Here is a 17,241-nt window from a genome sequence, read left to right on the forward strand (position 1 = left end):
CTAACTGATGAGGTATTAGAATGAAAATTAAAAGTCTATTGGCTTTGGCATTGGCTTTTTTTACCAGTGTTGCCAGTGCGCAAGAAGTGATTGTGCATGATCCTGTCATGATTAAAAACGACAAAGGGTACTATTTGTTTAGCACCGGGCCGGGCATTGTTTTTTATCATTCGGATGATATGAAAAGTTGGAAAAACCAAGGTTCTGTATTTACTGATATGCCGCAGTGGACGCAAAAAATAAAAGGGTTTGACGGTCACATGTGGGCGCCGGATATTTATTTTGCTAACAATCAATATTATCTATATTACTCGGTATCTGCATTTGGCAAAAACACGTCTGGTATTGGTGTTGCAACTAATAAAACCCTTGATAAATCAAGCAAAAACTATAAATGGACGGATCATGGTATTGTAATTGAGTCTATTCCTAACCGTGATTTATTTAATGCAATTGATCCGGCTATTATTCAAGACAAGCAAGGTGAAACTTGGATGAGTTTTGGCTCATTCTGGGCTGGTATCAAAATGGTTAAGTTAGATAAAAGCTTAACTAAAATTGCAGAGCCTCAAGTTTGGCATTCAACTGCTAAGCGTGAAAGATCTTTATTAATCTCTGATACGGTTGCTTATCCTGGGGCAATTGAAGCGCCTTTTATTGCTAAACATGGTCAATATTTTTATCAGTTTGTCTCATGGGATTTTTGCTGTCGTGGTGAAAACAGTACCTATAAAGTAGTTGTTGGTCGCTCAAAGTCGGCGACTGGTCCGTTTTTAGATAAAGACGGTAAAGATATGGCACAGGGTGGTGGTTCTATTTTGGTTCAAGGTGACAAAAATTGGTATGGCGTAGGCCACAACAGTTTTTATACTTTTGATGGTTTAAGCTATTTAGTGGTTCATGCTTACGATGCCAATGATAAAAGTTTGCCTAAACTCAAGGTATTACCTGTTAAGTGGGATGCTGAATGGCCGGTTGTCACGCAGGAACAGTTAGTGGAATACAAGAGCAAGTTGGTCGAATAAGCTAAAAAGTTGCAAACAAAAGTTTAAGTTTTAACGTCTTTTGTTTGCATTTTTGTATATTGTTATATAATAATACTTATTAGCTTTTTATTAATTTATTTTTTGAACCTGTTGTTTATAAAAGGTCACAACATGAAACTAAAACAGAAAATGATGTCTTTAAAATCAGCATTGTCTATGGGTGTATTAGCTGCATCTTTGACTGCTTGTGGTGTTACTCAGCAAAACACAAGCGCTGAATTGACTCAAAATGATGCAAAAAATGCTCAGATTGCTGCTGACACTTTTGCTAACCCGTTGTTTAGAAATGGTGCCGATCCTTGGATGCATTATTTTAACGGTAACTATTATTTAACCACAACAACCTGGACTTCTCAGCTTGTTATGCGCAAATCTCCAACCATTGCGGGTTTAGCGGATGCTCCTGCTCATTACGTTTGGTCTGGTGATGATCCTAGTCGTGCATTTAACTTCTGGGCTTTTGAATTTCATCCACTACAACGCCCTGAAGGTTTACGCTGGTATATTATTATTACCTCAGGTGTTGAAGAGAGCTTTGGTGGTCAGAAGAATCACATCTTAGAAAGTGAAGGTTCAGATCCTATGGGGCCTTACCAGTATAAAGGCACACCAATGCCGGATCACTGGAATATCGACGGTAGTTATTTTGAGCACAATGGCGAACTTTATTTCACATGGTCTGAATGGCATGGTCCGGAGCAGGTTAACTTAGTTTCAAAAATGACCAACCCTTGGACATTAGAAGGTGAGCGTAATGTTATTACTCGCCCTGAATACGAGTGGGAACGTTCAGGTTTACCGGTTAACGAAGGTCCTGAAATTATCAAGCACAATGGCCGTGTATTTTTAACGCATTCATCTAGTTTCTGTAATACCGAAGATTATAAGTTAGCAGTTGTTGAATTAGTGGGTGATGATCCGGTTAAACCAGAATCATGGAAAAAATTTGATAAGCCATTCTTTAGTAAAGCAAACGGTGTTTATGGTCCGGGTCACCATGGTTTCTTTACCTCTCCAGACGGCAGCGAAGAGTGGTTAATTTATCACGGTAACTCTTCACCTACTGATGGTTGTAGTGGAACTCGTGCCGCCCGTGCACAACCTTTCACTTGGACGGCGGATGGTTTACCTGATTTTGGCGAGCCATTAATGGATAAACAACAATTACCTGTACCGAGTGGTGAGCAAGGTCCGTTAAAAGCACAAGTTGAGGGTGTTCGTTATAAAGTGGTTAGCCGTAACTCTGATTTATGTTTAGCTGCAAATGGTCAGGGCGAAACGCAAGTAGCAGATTGTACAAATGCTGCAACCGATTGGGTACTTGATCCGGCAAATGATGGTTTTTACCGTTTAGCAAACCATAAATATGGTACGTTTTTGACCGAAGATGCGGAAAACTCAGTTTCAAGCAGTGATTGGGTCTCTTCAAATTATCAACGCTGGTCTGTAGATGCTTCGGAACATGGTTGGGTACGTTTTGCTAATGCTCAAACGATTGGTCATTTACAAGCAGCAACTTGTTCAAATGACGCTGGCTCAGCAGTTGAAACCGGTGGTGACAGATTTACAACTTGTACAGACTGGCGCTTAGAGCCGGTAGATACTTTTGCTATGATTAATGCAAATAGCGGTAAAGTTGTTAGTGTTGCTGAGTGTAGTAAAGATGCTGATGCCAATATTGAGCAGCAGTCGTATACAGACAGTGCTTGTCAAAAGTGGAAAACCAATTACACAGACATGGGTTATTACACGTTTGAGTCATTAAATGCTCCGGGTTTATGTTTAGCTGTAAATGGTGTGTCTGATGATGATGGTAAAGTTGATATTGCTGATAATTTAGTTCAAGCAGCTTGTAGTGAAGCTGACAGTCAATGGCGCTTTGAACCTATGCCAAATGGTACTATGCGTATGACATCACGTAACTATGGCTTATCAATGAAAGTTGAAGGTGAGTCAATTGACAATGGTGACAATATCATTCAGCAAGTTTGGAAAGATACAATTTACCAACATTTCTACTTCAGAGTAGCTAAATAAAACATAAGTTTTATAAGCCAATTGGTAGCTGTAATATAAAAAGATAAAAAGGACGCTGATGCGTCCTTTTTGTTTTTAAATCAGTTAAAAATTTGCCATTTTAAATAATGGATCAACTCATACCAATCTAACCATTGATTTGTTTTGTCTGAATTAACTGCCAAAAACTTTCATCGTTTACTAATTCAACCATGCCAATTAATTTATCTGCAAAACGCTTTAATTGCTCAGCCTGATGTCGGTTATAGCGGGCAATATAGCGTAAGTTATCAGCAACGGTTTCAATTTCTGGGTTTGAAATAGGATAGATAGATAATTGAACAGAAGATAAAGTTTTGTGGTTTTGATCTGTGATAGCTGCTTTAAGTTGATCAATATTTTGTTCCGAGAATACAATTCTTTTTTCCATTTGCTGGTGTTTATTAGTGATAAAAAGGAAACTATCGTGGCTAAATTGTTTATGTCTTATAAAGTCTTGGATAATATTTGCGTAGGTTACTTTCTCATTCCCTTTAAGTAGAGGGAATAGAGTTAATTCATTTATATTACTGGCTTTTTGTAATTGTTCTAAAAAATCTAATTCTGGAGCGTCATTATCAGCTGTTAATAGGCGACTAGTTTTAAATAAGGCTTTATTACTTCTTACCACTCCAAAAGCGCAACTTGGAAATTCACTAATAAATGCAATACATAAAGCTTTTTGCAGAATGATAAATCGATCATACTGATCATTTATTTTTAGTTTACTTCTATGTTGCTTGATTAAAGCTTGCATAAAACTCAATAAGGGGCGGTTATTCTCATTATCTGTTAGCTGTAAATGAAGCGTATTCTTATGCTCATTTATACCAACTAACTTATATTTAGCATCCGTCTGCGTTACTATTTTATTAAATTGTTCTAATTTATCTATATTAAGCGGGAGCAGAGCTCCTAACTCAAGATAAGCAGGAATCTCTGAAAGTTTAACACTTAGGCCTTTTATCGATATATCAATTAGCTGAGCGTTGATTATACGGTTTTGGTAGGAAAAACTAGCAGGTGAATTGAGAAAAAATCTTTGCTCACTTCTTGCACATTTAGCCACTACATCGAATTTGCTCAATGTTTGGTTTTTTATTTTTGGGCACAAAAATTGATTTAATTTGGCTAGTTCGTGTTTTTCGATTTTTTGTGCTTGAATAGTATCTATATAATCTTTTACTTGTATAAGTGGAAATAAATAAATTAGTTGATTTGTTAATGTTAGTGGGTCTAAAGCCTTGTTTGCTTCATTGCTGGATTTAAACCAGTTTAATTTTAGTTGATTAAGAATATCTTCTGTTAAAGCCTTTGTTCTAACCTGATAAACGTTAATTTCTCCTTTTAACTTGGCAAAATCAACAAAGGTATTAAATAGTTTTTGCGAAATTAAATCGCTTAAAGTGGCTGCAATAAATTGAGTTTTATTTTGATTTTGCAGTTTACCAACTAAAAGAATATTAGAGTCTGTCTTATTTAATGAAGGCCATAGTTTAAAAATAATAGAGTTCAGCCGGTTTGAAGACTCTTTATCTTCAAAAAAGTCAGACACATTTGAGTTATTCTTATTGGTTAAACAGTACTTTACCTGTTTAACTTTGTTATTCTTTAGTTGTGCAAAGATAGGTAGCCATTGAGTATTTTTTAGAAGATGATTTTCTAATATTCGGGACTCTGTTAATTCTTTAGCGTTAGATATATCAACCTTAAATGATGAACGGTTAGCAAGTACATACCTATCTAAAAATTGCATCCATTCATGATTACCTTCATTCAGTTGTACACCGACCCTATATAATTCATCTTTATCTGGTTGATTAGAGATAAATTTAATTTGATAGGAGCAAACAGGACTTTGGCTCATCTTAAATTGCTCTGTTAATGAGCTGAAATCGATTCGGATTAGTTGATCTATTTTTAAATGATGTATCTCTTTAATTCGAATTAAGCATCCAGAGCGAGATATATTGGAAGTTACTGCATCTAATTGTATATTCTCAGAGGTATGGATAATAACGGGCTTAGCACAAAATAATCTTTCTTCTAATCTTTTTGTCGTTTGACCTAAACTTGTGATTTGTACTTTAAAAGCACTTAGCTGTTCTTCTTGTTGAAATTGCTTTTCGTATTGTAAATAGTTGCTGGGCGACAGAACAGTTTCATATACTCCTTCGGTATATTCGCCACCAAATATATCTATTGTCTGAATAAAAATACGCTTTGAGATTTCATCTAGATAAAATCTCATTTTACCCCATTTAAACTCACTGACCGGGTATTTTACTTGGGTTGATAAATCTATAGTTTTAATACAAGGTCTAAATAAACGAGCTAGCTCTTGTTTGATTAAAAATTTTTGTGGGGTTGTTAATGTATCAGTCAATGCATTAAATAAAGAATCAAATTCAGCAGTACGATAGACTCGTATGAGCTTATCGATCTTAAACTGAATATGGGGTTCTATAGTAACTGTATTTGATTGCATTATGACTATACTGGCTTGGTTACTGCTTAAAAATACCTACAATATATACTCAATAGGCTAATAAATCAGCTTTTTATTACTAGAAAGTATCTTTTATTGATTAACAGTCAGTTAAAAGCCATATAGAAACGATAACGTGTATTTATGCAATTAAACTAAATGTTTGAGTGGATTGCAGCTGTGAAATATTCACGGTTTTTAATAAAGCACTAGGTTCTGCACTGATAATATTTGCCACTAAAGCCGTTGCTTGTTTTGACGATAAATGTGAATTTTTTAACTTTTCAGTTGAAATTGCTTGGGGTTGACTTTGATTTAATTGAGTCTTAGCTGTGATATGAGTGGATGAAGTGTTAGAAATCATATAAAAACCTCGAATAAAACTTAATATTTAAAAGTGATATTTAACTATGCCTATATCAGGTTGTTGACGCTTATGTGCAAATTTCGTTAAAACTAACAACAGCTTTTGCTAGAATTTCTTCTGTGTTGTCTACTATAGATGCTGTGTATGTAACACAATATTTTTATAGACAGCTTGTTTGTGTAGCTCACTACACCTCAAATTTTTTAAATAGATATACAAAAAATTGATTAAAAACCGTACTTGGAAGGTCAACAAACCTTATATATGTGAGCAAAGCAATAATAGGACCAATATTTTTCGTCAAATTAATGACATAGCTTTTTATAGCTTTAATTTAAAATTAGGTGGAGGATTAAATGTGGCTAAGTTATGCTTATATACACCTGCTACTTTAAGATGCTGTTGAGCTATTACGGTGTTTTCAATCAATACAAAATATATTGGTGGGATATTTTCAAACTCATATTATGTAGTTGAGGGAGGTCATGACGCTCCCAAAAAGCCGAGCTAAAGTGCTAGATAGTAAGTCAAATTGTTTCGTTTCACGCATTTTTTCTTTGGCTTAAATTTAGTACTTTGGAATAGCACGGGTATAAACTCAAATAACACAGGTATATTTAACTTATTTCATTTAGCGCAATTAAGACTGGGAATATATGAAAATTAAACAAGTAGCTATTGTTTGTGGTACTCACGGTAATGAAATTACGGGTGTTTACCTGATGAAAAAGTGGCAGAAACAAAGTCAGCTGATTCAACGATCTACATTCTCACCTAAGTTGGTACAAGGTAATCCAAAAGCATACGAGATTAATCGCCGTTATGTTGACCAAGACCTGAATCGTCAATTTTCTGCTACTAGCTTACAAGATGATTCCTTAACAGGCTATGAGCAATTGAGGGCAAAAGCGCTTAATCAAATGATTGGTCCAAAAGGCGACTCAAAAACAGATTTAGTTATAGATTTACATACCACGACCAGTAACATGGGGCCAACTTTATTAATGCCGCAAAAAGGCACGTTTTATAACTTTTTGGCAGCCTATGTAAAATTAAAAATGCCTGAAGTCACGGTTTTTTGCGATGAAGATCATAAGCCTAATAACGAGCATCATTTAGTATGTACTATGGGGAAATATGGTGTTATTGTTGAAGTTGGGCCTGTACCACAATCTGTATTAAGGCACGATGTGTTTGAACAAAGTGAAATTTTAACTCAGCATATTTTAGATTTTGTGGATCTATATAATCAAGATAATCTACCTGAGTTACCAAAACAAATTGAAGCATATCGTTTTATAAAAAGCTTAAAGTTACCATTAGATGAACATGGTGAACGAATTGGCATGGTACATAAAAATGTACAGGATACAGACTTTAAAGCTTTAAATCCGGGCGATCCGTTATTTATTACTTTTGACGGTGAAGTGATCCCTTATACTGGTGAACAAACGGTATATACCGCTTTTGTTAATGAAGCAGCTTATTATGATAATAATTTGGCCACCTCATTAATGGAAAAAATTCAGTTAGATATCCAATAACCTCTAAATTCAGCTACACTGAAATTATTTATATTTCCTCTGCCTTGGTAGGGGTTTTGGTGTAGTCATGGATAGATTAAAACTTTTCTTTTGGATTTGGGTATTTGTTGTTTTTCCGGCAATAGCAAAACCTAGTCAATTAATGCTCGCTAATGTCTACAATGACAGTATAGATTTAGCTGATTATTGGGTTAGTGAAAAATATGATGGTGTCAGAGCCTATTGGGATGGACAAAAACTCTGGAGCCGGGCGGGTAATTTAATTAAAGCCCCTGCGTTTTTTACTCAAAACTTTCCTAAACAAGCATTAGATGGTGAGCTGTGGATCGCTAGAGGTCAATTTGCCAAAGTATCTGGGATTATTCGTCGTGATAATCCCGATAAACAGTGGCAGCAAGTCAAATATATGGTGTTTGATTTACCCGGCTCTGCGGACATATTTGACCAACGTCTTGAGCAATTAAATTTATTATTTTCAGACAATTCAAGTGACTACATTAAGCTTGTTCCTCAATTTAAGGTGAAAAATCATCAAGCCTTACAACACTTATTAGATGATTATGTTCGCCAAGGAAGCGAAGGGTTAATGCTACATAAAGGCAGCTCCTATTATCAAAAAATACGAAGTGATGATTTACTTAAACTCAAACAATTTATTGATGCTGATGCGGTCGTTATTGAGCATTTACCCGGTCAAGGTAAATATGCAGGCATGTTAGGCGCATTATTAGTTAAAGATGAAAATGGGGTTGTTTTTAAAATTGGTACTGGGTTTAGTGACGAAGAACGGAAAACGCCGCCTATAATAGGTAGCGTCATCAGTTTTAAATACACGGGGAGAACAAAAAGCGGTTTACCGAGATTCCCTGTCTTTTTGCGTGAGAAGCTGGATCAGGATTTATAAGCACTTTGTTGATCAGGTTCAGATTATACCCGTGATTGATTTGAAGGATTAGAGCTTTTTACTTTCAGTTTGCTCTGTAACTTCTTCTGATAAAGCGATAACCTCAATAGAAAGATCGTTTGGGTTCATACGCATTAAAGATAAAACTTTATCATTATCTAAATTAGCAGCCTGCTGATTAACTGACTCAAGTTCAATTTTAAACTCTTGGTTATCAGCGATTAAATTGGCAACACATGCAGCATCTTGCTCAAAAGTTTGTTTGTTGACACATTGATAAATATTTTGGCTATTTGCTGCTAAACAACTCGCACTAAACAGGCTGGCAAGCAAAATGGGTGTTAATTTTTTCATAACATTACTCCGGTTAAACAGCTTCATGCCGTGTGTAAAAGTTAAACGTTGTTTTACGTTATCTGTTGATATTAGAATGCGATAAATTAGATTTTTTTGCTAATTTTGGGGAGAGAGGTTAGTGGTCAGTGTGAGATTTGTTGTAAGTTTTTATTTACGAAAACACCGTTTCTTTTATGTGGTTTGTTACACTACTGTCACATTAATTTAAGATTAAAAAGAAAATATTTTAAAAACAAATAGATAACTTTTTTCTTTGGAAGGCTAATATTTTAATGGTATTTAGGCGCGTTATTCAATTTTTTCATCATCAGATCAATGAGTTTAGTTGGGTTTTGTTGATCTTTTTGCTGATATTTCATTTTGGTTTAAGTTGGGCTGGCTTATATTTAGCCGGTGAAAAAGAGTTAGCTGACTGGCTGGTTTATCCTTATTACTATGTGGTTACCACTAGCACAGTTGGCTACGGTGATTTTAGTCCACAAACTTTAGCCGGCAGAACTTGGGTGTGGTTATTTCAAATTCCAATGGGGTTGGCTCTATTTGCTGCTTTTATTGGTAAAGCTGGACAAGCATTAACTTATTATTTTAAGCGGGCGATTATGGGTAAAAAAGATTTTAGTCATTATACACATCACATTTTATTATTTGGTTACCATGAAAAAGTCACACAGGACATGGTTAAACATATTTTAGCGGATAAAAACAGAGAAGGTCGCAGGATTCTACTGTGTGATATTGAGCAAGCTGAACATCCAATATTAGGTTATTCCGATAGGGTAGATTACGCTAAATTAACTTCTTATACCTCTGATTCTGAATTAAGCAGAGTGGCTGTTGAAAATGCAGATCGTATCATTATTTTTGGTCAAACAGATGATCAAACCCTCACTTGTGCACTTAAACTTTCTCCGGTTGTCTCAGCTGATTGTCATATCACAGCTTGGTTTCATGATGAATCTAAAGTTGATTTATTACGTAGTCACTGTCCCAATATCGAATGTAGCTCATCTAAAATTGCGGAAATATTAGTGCGCTCAATGCAAGATCCAGGTGCAAGCCGAGTATATGAGCAATTACTTTCCGGTTTATTTGGGGATACTCAATATGCGATTCAGGTACCGGCCAAAATGAATAACCCAATTCAGTTTAAAGTTTTGTTTGAGTGTTTTAAAAATATTCATGATGCAACTTTATTGGCGGTAGCAAAAGAGAAAAATGGTAATTTTTTAGAAGTAAATCCACCTCTTGATACTCTGGTTCAGCCGGGTGATTATTTGCATTACATCGGAAATTTTAGAATTAGGCAGGATGAAGTTGATTGGCAGGCTTTAGATACTAATTAAATATTAAATCATTAAGCGATTTTAAACATAACGCGATTTTTACCGCGTTATGTTTGGGAGCAAGTTTATACTTCTTCGTCGTCTAAACTAAGTGGTTCGGGTGATAACACTATGCCGGTTGTATCCGCGTATAGATAATCCTCCGGTAAAAATGTAACCCCGCCAAAATTAACCGCAATGTCTGTTTCGCCGGTTTCATCATCATCAGCTCCAACTGGAATTGATGCCAGAGCCTGAATGCCGATATCAATTTCTTCTAATTCGTCAACATCGCGAACCGCGCCATAACAAATAATACCTTCCCAGTTGTTGGCCGCTGCGGTTTCTGCAATTTCAGCATCAATTAATGCGCGTCGCAGTGAACCGCCGCCATCAATTAATAATACTCGGCCTGAGCCATCTTCTTCTACAATTGAATTGATCAAACCATTATGTTCAAAACACTTGATTGTGCGAATACTGCCATAAAATGAGTCAATGCCACCATAGCTGCTAAACATTGGCTCAACTACATCGACCATGTCAGTGAAAGTATCGCATAAAATTGAAGTCGTAAATTCCATAATGATTGCCTATATTTAGTTTTAATAACGCCATTATAAACACCTGTTTGAGCTAAAGCCAAGAATTTAGTGGTGTCATATATCTGTCCAATTTGATTAAAGTTTTCGTCATATTTTAGGTCTAAGATGGTAAATGAGAGCTATAAAATGTTGGATGTTGTTAAATGAATTTAATTACAGTGAAAGATCAACAATTATTCGGTTGGATGTTTGCTTATACTCAAAATAGAAATATTCGTTGGGTTAGACTGATTTCACGCACCGGAGATGGCCATTTTTATTTGGCGCTGGCAATTATTTTAGCTGTATCAGAACAACAGGGCTTTTGGTTTCTAGCCGTTGGTTTGGTCGCTTTTTTATTAGAACTGCCTTCTTATTTTGTATTGAAAAAAGCATTTAAGCGCACACGCCCATCTGATTTATTAGTTTCTGCGCATATTCAGCCAAGTGATAAATTTAGCTTGCCTTCAGGACACACGGCGGCTGCATTTTTAATGGCAACGTTAATTAGTTATTTTTACCCGGGATTTACTGTTATTGCATACGCATGGGCAAGCTTAATTGGTTTGTCGAGAGTTTTATTAGGGGTGCATTTTCCTACTGATATTATTGCTGGAGCCTCTTTAGGGATGGTAAGTGCTTGGGTTAGTTTAAATTTGGTACTTTAGTTATATGAAAATTCTTTATGGCGTGCAAGGCACAGGAAATGGACATATCAGCCGTGCTCGCATTATGGCAAAACGATTCAATGAACTGAATATTGATGTTGATTTCGTTTTTTCAGGCCGAACGGCCGATAAATTTTTTGATATGGAAGTGTTTGGGAATTATCAAGTTCGCCAAGGAATGTCATTTTGCTATAAAGATGGCAAAGTTGATATGTTAGCAACATTAAAAAAACTAAACTTTTCTCAGTTAAGAGAGGATATTAAATCACTAGATTTGTCTAGTTATGATGTAGTGCTAAATGACTTCGAACCTATTTCTGCTTGGGCGGCAAAAAAGCAAAATAAACCGAGCATTAGCATTTCTCATCAAGCTGCTTTTTTGCAAGACATACCTATGCAAGGAGCTAAATGGACAGATAAAACAATTTTAAAATACTTTGCGCCATGTCAATTTAATTTAGGGGTTCATTGGTATCATTTTGGCGCAAATATTATTCCTCCATTTATTGATGCACCACTGCAGCTAAATTCAGTAGATAATAAAATCTTGGTTTATTTACCATTTGAATCTTTAACTCAGATTAAAGCGTTAATTGCCGACTTTTGTGATTTTGAATTCTATTGTTACCATCCTGATTTAATAGAGGACTCCGACGAAGAACATATTCATTTTAGAAAGTTAAGCAAAGAAGGCTTTAAAAAAGATATTGCAAATTGTAGCGGTATTATTGCCAATGCTGGATTTGAACTTTCCAGCGAGGCACTTTGCTTTGGTAAGCGGATTTTATTGAAGCCATTAACTGGACAGTTTGAACAGGCAAGTAATGCCTACACGTTAGAAATGTTAGGGTTGGCAAGTGTTATGGAGCGCCTGAGTTTTGATGCTGTTGAACAGTGGCTTGAAGAAACTCAGGCAGGGCAAGTAATTTTTCCGGCGGACCCACAGCCATTGATAAATTGGATCTTAGCCGGTAATTATAATGATACTTCCTATTTATTAACCGAGCTTTGGCAAAAAGTTCACTTTCCTGAACAAGTTAAATTACGTTTAGAGCATAGTTTAGCTGCTTGAGCTTTTTAATTTAGTCGTTAAAAATCCTCTGGTCTAGCCTAAGATTTCAACGCAATTCATGGCTTGATCCGAGGACAAACTATTTCATAATTGAATTATCCTACCAAGCATAGTTAAAACAATCTTTTATCATGAGTAGAAAAAAACCAGCAAAATAAATATACTTTTTTGAACCTGTATTTTTTTGATTGAGAAAGATCTATTTGAGCAATTAGTTCGTAACAATAAATTAGAACTATAAAACTAATCTGAAAATTAGAGGTAATTTATGAATGCTCTAGTTATTGGTGCTGGAATGGCTGGTGCCGCCTGTGCAGAATTATTATCTCAGGCTGGTCATCAGGTTAGTGTTTTTGATCAATCTACTCATATCGGTGGTCGTCTTTATACTCTGCATTTGGATTGGGCCGATATAGATTTAGGTGCTCAATATTTCACTGCCAAGGATGCTCTTTTTCAAAAACAAATCGATAAATGGCATCAGGATGGGGTTATTCAGCAGTGGAATGAGTCCCCATGGATGACGGATAATTATAATTCACGACCCTCACCGGATCACCAGATCCGATATATAGGATTCAAAAATGCTCAAGCACCAGTTAAACATTTATTGCAAAGTATTCCTGTTTATCTTCAACAGCACGTTGAATATGTGAGATTTAAACAGAATAAGTGGTATGTTGATTTAACTAACCATTCTCAAGCAGGGCCATTTGACACTCTAGTCTTGGCTATTCCCTTGCCACAAGCTCAAAAGCTATTTGAAGCAGAGTTGTTGTCAGGCTTGAATTTACCGGAAGTTGAAGTGAAGCCTACTCATACAGTTGCGGTCCAACTCGATGAACCAATTAAAACAGATTTAAAGTGGTCATTTGTTAAAGAACGTGCAATAGACTGGTTGGGACAAACAAATGTAAAACCGAACCGTCACTGTAAAAATCAAACTTGGTTGATGCATTTCTCAGAGGGGGCAACTCAAATGTATCAATATAACGGTGATTTAAGCTTTGTTAAACTTGCGCTATTACAATTATCTCAAATTTTTTCAACACAAAGGGTTGGCGAGTGTATTAATCACTTTAACTTTTATCATCCTTATGCTCGAATATTTAGTAAAACACTAGGACAAAATTTTTATTGGGATAAAACTCTCAGGGTTGGCTTTTGTGGAGATTGGTGTTTTTCTGGAAGAGTGGAAGGGGCATATTTAAGTGGTCGCCACTTAGCAAAAACGATTTTAAACTATCATTAAAAATAAAATTAATCAGTAATAGTTAATAAGATGTAAATTAAGTGGTGTTGTAAAAAATATGTTTGTTTTAGTCACGTTCAATTTATTGAATTTTATAACTTTACCACTATGCAGCGTATGATATTTGTTCTAGAATGACGCTTAAATCGACTTGCACATTAATAATGCATTAAGTAACCTATACTTATTATAAAAGTTATAATTTAGTCGACTAGATAAGTTTGGTTACATGATGAGTTATTCCCCTAATACATTTATTCAATATATTTGTGGAATGGCTCACAAGCTGTTAATTACAGGATGTTTTTTTTATTATCTTGTATAAAATAAGTGTTAGGTGGACAACGAGGTTCTATTTAATCTTTTTAATAGGACTTATTGAGTAAAACTAGACACTTTGAAAAAAATAGACTAAACCATCTTTAATAATAGAGATGGAATGAATTTAATTAGTTGTTTTAAGTTAGCGTAATTGGGACGCTGACTTTCATATTATAAACCCTCTAACTGGTTAAGGAATACATAATGAAAAAGTCATTTAAACTAGCCGCACTTGCCTCTGCTATTTTATCCGCTCCGCTAATGGCCGAAGAGCCTGTTTATGTGACAGGCGGTGCAAACTTATTTTTATTTGATACAGAAGTACATAACTTGGACTCAGGATTTGGTCCATGGTTAGGCTTAGGTTATCAAATCGATGATAAATGGGCAGTTGAGCTAGATTACAACATGGCAGATACAGACACTCGTGGTTTATCTCCAAATGTAAGCGCGGATGTCAGTTTATTATCTCTAAATGGTGTTTACCGTTATGCACCTGTTGGTCAAAACAGCTTATTATTAAAAGCAGGTTTAGGTAAATACGATTTAGATGCTGGTAGCCGTGGTGATGTGACTGAAACTGTTGTTAAAGCTGGTGCCGGTTATGAATATTATATCCAACCTAATTTATCTGCTACTTTCATGTGGGATTTGTTATATAGTGTAGATGAAGTATTAATTGATAGCATGCCTAGCATTGGTCTTAAATATCAATTTGGTTCTGTTAAATCTAGTAAATCTTCAAGCTCAGTAGATCCTGTTGAAACTAATAAACTAGATTCTGATGGTGATGGTGTAGCAAACAGCTTAGACATGTGTGCTAACACTCCAGCGGGTGTTGCTGTTAATTCTCAAGGTTGTCCATTTGATAAAGATGGTGATGGTGTATACGACTATAAAGATGAATGTCCAAATACGCCTGCAGGCGCTCGTACAGATGCTAAAGGTTGTAAAGTAGCTCTTACTGAAGAAGTGACTATGGACTTATACGTATCATTTGGTTTTGATAGTGCGAAGATTCCTGCACAATATTATGATGATATCAAGAAAGTTGCTGACTTTTTACGTGAATACCCAGACAGCAATGTTCGTTTAGTTGGTCACGCTGACTCAACAGGCCCTGCTAACTATAACCAAATGTTATCAGAGAAACGTGCTGCTCAAGTCGCTAAATATTTAGTTGAAGAGTTAGGTGTTAAAGCTTCACGTGTAAGCTCTGAAGGTAAAGGTGAGTCAAGCCCAATCGCAGATAACTCTACTGCTGAAGGACGTAAAAAGAACCGTCGTGTTACTTCACATATTCAAGCTATCATTGAAAAATAATTTAATGAGTTAGTTGTAATAAAAAGCCAGTCTTGACTGGCTTTTTTTATACCTAAATTTTGTTACGAGCAATTAGTCACTTATTTCAACACTTTCTAGTTTCACAGAGGTGTATAAGCTGGTATAAATAACTCGTTTTCAAGGATCCTGATAGCTGTTTTCTCAGTATACTTGATATGGACTTATTTTAAGCTAAATATACGACATTGTTACGGAGTTTAGTCATAAATTTGTCGTTTAAAGTTGGTCTAATAAACCTAACTTGTATTCTTTTAAATCATGGTTAAGGAACACATAATGGAATTGAACAAAACTTTTAAATTAGCTGCATTAACCGCTGCTATGTTATCTGCACCTGCAATGGCTGAGGAACCAGTTTATGTAACTGGCGGTGCAAATTTATTTTTATTTGATACAGAAGTACATAACTTGGATTCAGGTTTTGGTCCTTGGTTAGGTCTTGGTTATCAAATCGATGATAAATGGGCTGTTGAATTAGATTACAACATGGCTGATACAGATACTCGTGGCTTATCTCCAAACGTAAGTGCTGATGTTAGTTTGTTATCTTTAAACGGTATTTACCGTTATGCGCCTGTTGGTCAAAATAGCTTATTGGTTAAAGCGGGTTTAGGTAAATATGAGTTAGATGCGGGCAGCCGTGGTGAATCAACTGAAACTGTTTTAAAAGCGGGTGCAGGCTATGAATATTTCATTCAACCTAACTTATCTGCTACTTTTATGTGGGATTTACTGTATAGCACGGATGAAAGCTTAATTGATAGCATGCCAAGCATTGGTCTTAAATATCAATTTGGTTCTGTTAAATCTAAGCCAGCTAAAGTTGAAGAGACTAAACCACAAGTTAATACTTTAGATTCTGATAATGATGGCGTACCTAATGCTCAGGATGTTTGTGCTAATACACCAGCCGGTGTTCGCGTAAATTCACAGGGTTGTCCTTTTGACCGTGATGCTGATGGTGTTTACGATTATTTAGATGAGTGTCCGGCAACTCCAGCTGGTGCACGTATTGACGATAAAGGTTGTCGTGTACAGTTAACTGAGAAAGTATCAATTGATTTATATGTATCTTTCCCATTAAACAGCAGCTATATTCCTGATGAATATAATGATGAAATTAAACAAGTTGCTGATTTCATGCGTGAGTACCCAGATACAAATGTTCAGTTAGTCGGTTACACTGACTCAACAGGTACAGAATCTTATAACCAGATGTTATCTGAAAAGCGTGCGGCTAAAGTAGGTGATTATTTAGTTAACAAACTAAATATTGACGCAGCACGTGTAAGTACAGTTGGTAAAGGCGAAGCTAATCCAATTGCAAGCAATGCGACTAAAGAAGGTCGTGCGAAGAACCGTCGCGTGACAGCTGAAATTACAGCGATTGTTGAAAAGTAAGCGGAAAATATTTCTGTAAAACAAAAAACCAGTTGGATGCCAACTGGTTTTTTATGCTCATTGATTAGTTGAATTTAGTCTAGACTTAGCGATAAATAATCGCGTTAAAAACCAATATTTTCCTGCTTTTGGATAAGCTCAATCGAATAACCATCCGGATCTTTTACAAAAGCTATTTCCACAGTGCCACCTTTAACTGGCCCCGGCTCTCTAGAAATTAAACCTCCAGCATTTTTAATCTGCTCACAGGTTGTATAAATATCATCTACTTCAATTGCAATATGGCCGTATGCGTTACCTAAATCGTATTTTTCAACACCCCAGTTATAAGTTAGTTCAATAACCGTATTATGTTCTTCTTCACCATAGCCAATAAAAGCCAAAGTATATTTATATTCAGGGTTATCATGTTTACGTAATAGTGTCATGCCCATTATTTGAGTATAAAACTCGATTGATTTATCTAAGTTACCCACACGTAACATAGTATGTAAAAGTCGCATTGTTATCTCCTGA

The 17,241-nt window shown here is 35.7% G+C and carries 15 protein-coding genes; 10 read left to right on the forward strand and 5 right to left on the reverse strand.

Translation table 11 applies throughout. The features are described 5' to 3' along the window. Positions 1-20 precede the first annotated feature (20 nt). Positions 21-1,025 carry an arabinan endo-1,5-alpha-L-arabinosidase gene (locus N7931_RS12565; protein ID WP_262794531.1) on the forward strand — a complete coding sequence of 335 codons (1,005 nt, stop codon included), beginning with the start codon at positions 21-23 and terminating at the stop codon, positions 1,023-1,025. A 132-nt stretch (positions 1,026-1,157) separates the two neighbouring features. After that, a complete protein-coding gene (locus tag N7931_RS12570) occupies positions 1,158-3,083 on the forward strand; it encodes a family 43 glycosylhydrolase (RefSeq protein WP_262794533.1) in 1,926 nt (641 codons plus the stop codon). Between the two features lie 127 nt (positions 3,084-3,210). Here N7931_RS12570 and N7931_RS12575 read toward each other — a convergent pair whose 3' ends face one another. Continuing rightward, positions 3,211-5,589 carry a PilZ domain-containing protein gene (locus tag N7931_RS12575; RefSeq protein WP_262794535.1) on the reverse strand — a complete coding sequence of 793 codons (2,379 nt, stop codon included), beginning with the start codon at positions 5,587-5,589 and terminating at the stop codon, positions 3,211-3,213. Positions 5,590-5,731: 142 nt separating this feature from the next. Then, positions 5,732-5,953 carry a hypothetical protein gene (locus N7931_RS12580; RefSeq protein ID WP_262794536.1) on the reverse strand — a complete coding sequence of 74 codons (222 nt, stop codon included), beginning with the start codon at positions 5,951-5,953 and terminating at the stop codon, positions 5,732-5,734. A 659-nt stretch (positions 5,954-6,612) separates the two neighbouring features. Here N7931_RS12580 and N7931_RS12585 point away from each other — a divergent pair. Together N7931_RS12585 and N7931_RS12590 are read left to right on the forward strand one after the other, a co-directional pair. Then, positions 6,613-7,500, forward strand: coding sequence for an aspartoacylase (locus tag N7931_RS12585; protein ID WP_262794537.1), 888 nt, complete (start codon positions 6,613-6,615; stop codon positions 7,498-7,500). Positions 7,501-7,567: 67 nt separating this feature from the next. Further along, positions 7,568-8,404 carry a DNA ligase gene (locus N7931_RS12590; RefSeq protein WP_262794538.1) on the forward strand — a complete coding sequence of 279 codons (837 nt, stop codon included), beginning with the start codon at positions 7,568-7,570 and terminating at the stop codon, positions 8,402-8,404. 48 nt (positions 8,405-8,452) lie between these two features. Here the strand turns inward: N7931_RS12590 and N7931_RS12595 are convergent, their stop codons facing one another. Continuing rightward, entirely contained in the window at positions 8,453-8,758 is a 306-nt protein-coding gene (locus N7931_RS12595) for a hypothetical protein (protein WP_262794540.1), read from the reverse strand. A 275-nt stretch (positions 8,759-9,033) separates the two neighbouring features. Between N7931_RS12595 and N7931_RS12600 the strand changes: the two genes are divergently transcribed. Further along, positions 9,034-10,104 carry a potassium channel protein gene (locus tag N7931_RS12600; protein WP_262794541.1) on the forward strand — a complete coding sequence of 357 codons (1,071 nt, stop codon included), beginning with the start codon at positions 9,034-9,036 and terminating at the stop codon, positions 10,102-10,104. A gap of 65 nt (positions 10,105-10,169) precedes the next feature. Here N7931_RS12600 and rraA read toward each other — a convergent pair whose 3' ends face one another. Further along, positions 10,170-10,667: a ribonuclease E activity regulator RraA gene (gene rraA / locus N7931_RS12605; RefSeq protein ID WP_262794542.1), complete on the reverse strand. Its 498-nt coding sequence runs from the start codon at positions 10,665-10,667 to the stop codon at positions 10,170-10,172. A gap of 164 nt (positions 10,668-10,831) precedes the next feature. Between rraA and N7931_RS12610 the strand changes: the two genes are divergently transcribed. The 5 genes from N7931_RS12610 to N7931_RS12630 all read left to right on the forward strand — a co-directional run bounded on the left by N7931_RS12610 (position 10,832) and on the right by N7931_RS12630 (position 16,725). Then, positions 10,832-11,335 carry a phosphatase PAP2 family protein gene (locus N7931_RS12610; RefSeq protein WP_262794544.1) on the forward strand — a complete coding sequence of 168 codons (504 nt, stop codon included), beginning with the start codon at positions 10,832-10,834 and terminating at the stop codon, positions 11,333-11,335. A gap of 4 nt (positions 11,336-11,339) precedes the next feature. Next, complete coding sequence (locus N7931_RS12615) at positions 11,340-12,407, forward strand: MJ1255/VC2487 family glycosyltransferase (protein ID WP_262794546.1); 1,068 nt, start codon at positions 11,340-11,342, stop codon at positions 12,405-12,407. 268 nt (positions 12,408-12,675) lie between these two features. Continuing rightward, on the forward strand, positions 12,676-13,659 hold the full coding sequence (locus N7931_RS12620; protein ID WP_262794548.1) for an NAD(P)/FAD-dependent oxidoreductase: 984 nt from the start codon (positions 12,676-12,678) through the stop codon (positions 13,657-13,659). A gap of 525 nt (positions 13,660-14,184) precedes the next feature. After that, the gene (locus N7931_RS12625) at positions 14,185-15,303 is read left to right on the forward strand and encodes an OmpA family protein (RefSeq protein WP_262794550.1); all 1,119 of its coding nucleotides are present in this window, start codon (positions 14,185-14,187) and stop codon (positions 15,301-15,303) included. Positions 15,304-15,600: 297 nt separating this feature from the next. Continuing rightward, positions 15,601-16,725 carry an OmpA family protein gene (locus N7931_RS12630; RefSeq protein WP_262794552.1) on the forward strand — a complete coding sequence of 375 codons (1,125 nt, stop codon included), beginning with the start codon at positions 15,601-15,603 and terminating at the stop codon, positions 16,723-16,725. Positions 16,726-16,829: 104 nt separating this feature from the next. On the opposite strand, the gene gloA is transcribed toward N7931_RS12630, so the two are convergent. Continuing rightward, the gene (gene gloA / locus N7931_RS12635; protein ID WP_262794553.1) at positions 16,830-17,228 is read right to left on the reverse strand and encodes a lactoylglutathione lyase; all 399 of its coding nucleotides are present in this window, start codon (positions 17,226-17,228) and stop codon (positions 16,830-16,832) included. Positions 17,229-17,241: the final 13 nt, after the last annotated feature.

Source organism: Catenovulum sp. 2E275, from assembly GCF_025515275.1.
In the GTDB taxonomy this organism is placed as follows: Bacteria; Pseudomonadota; Gammaproteobacteria; order Enterobacterales; family Alteromonadaceae; genus Catenovulum.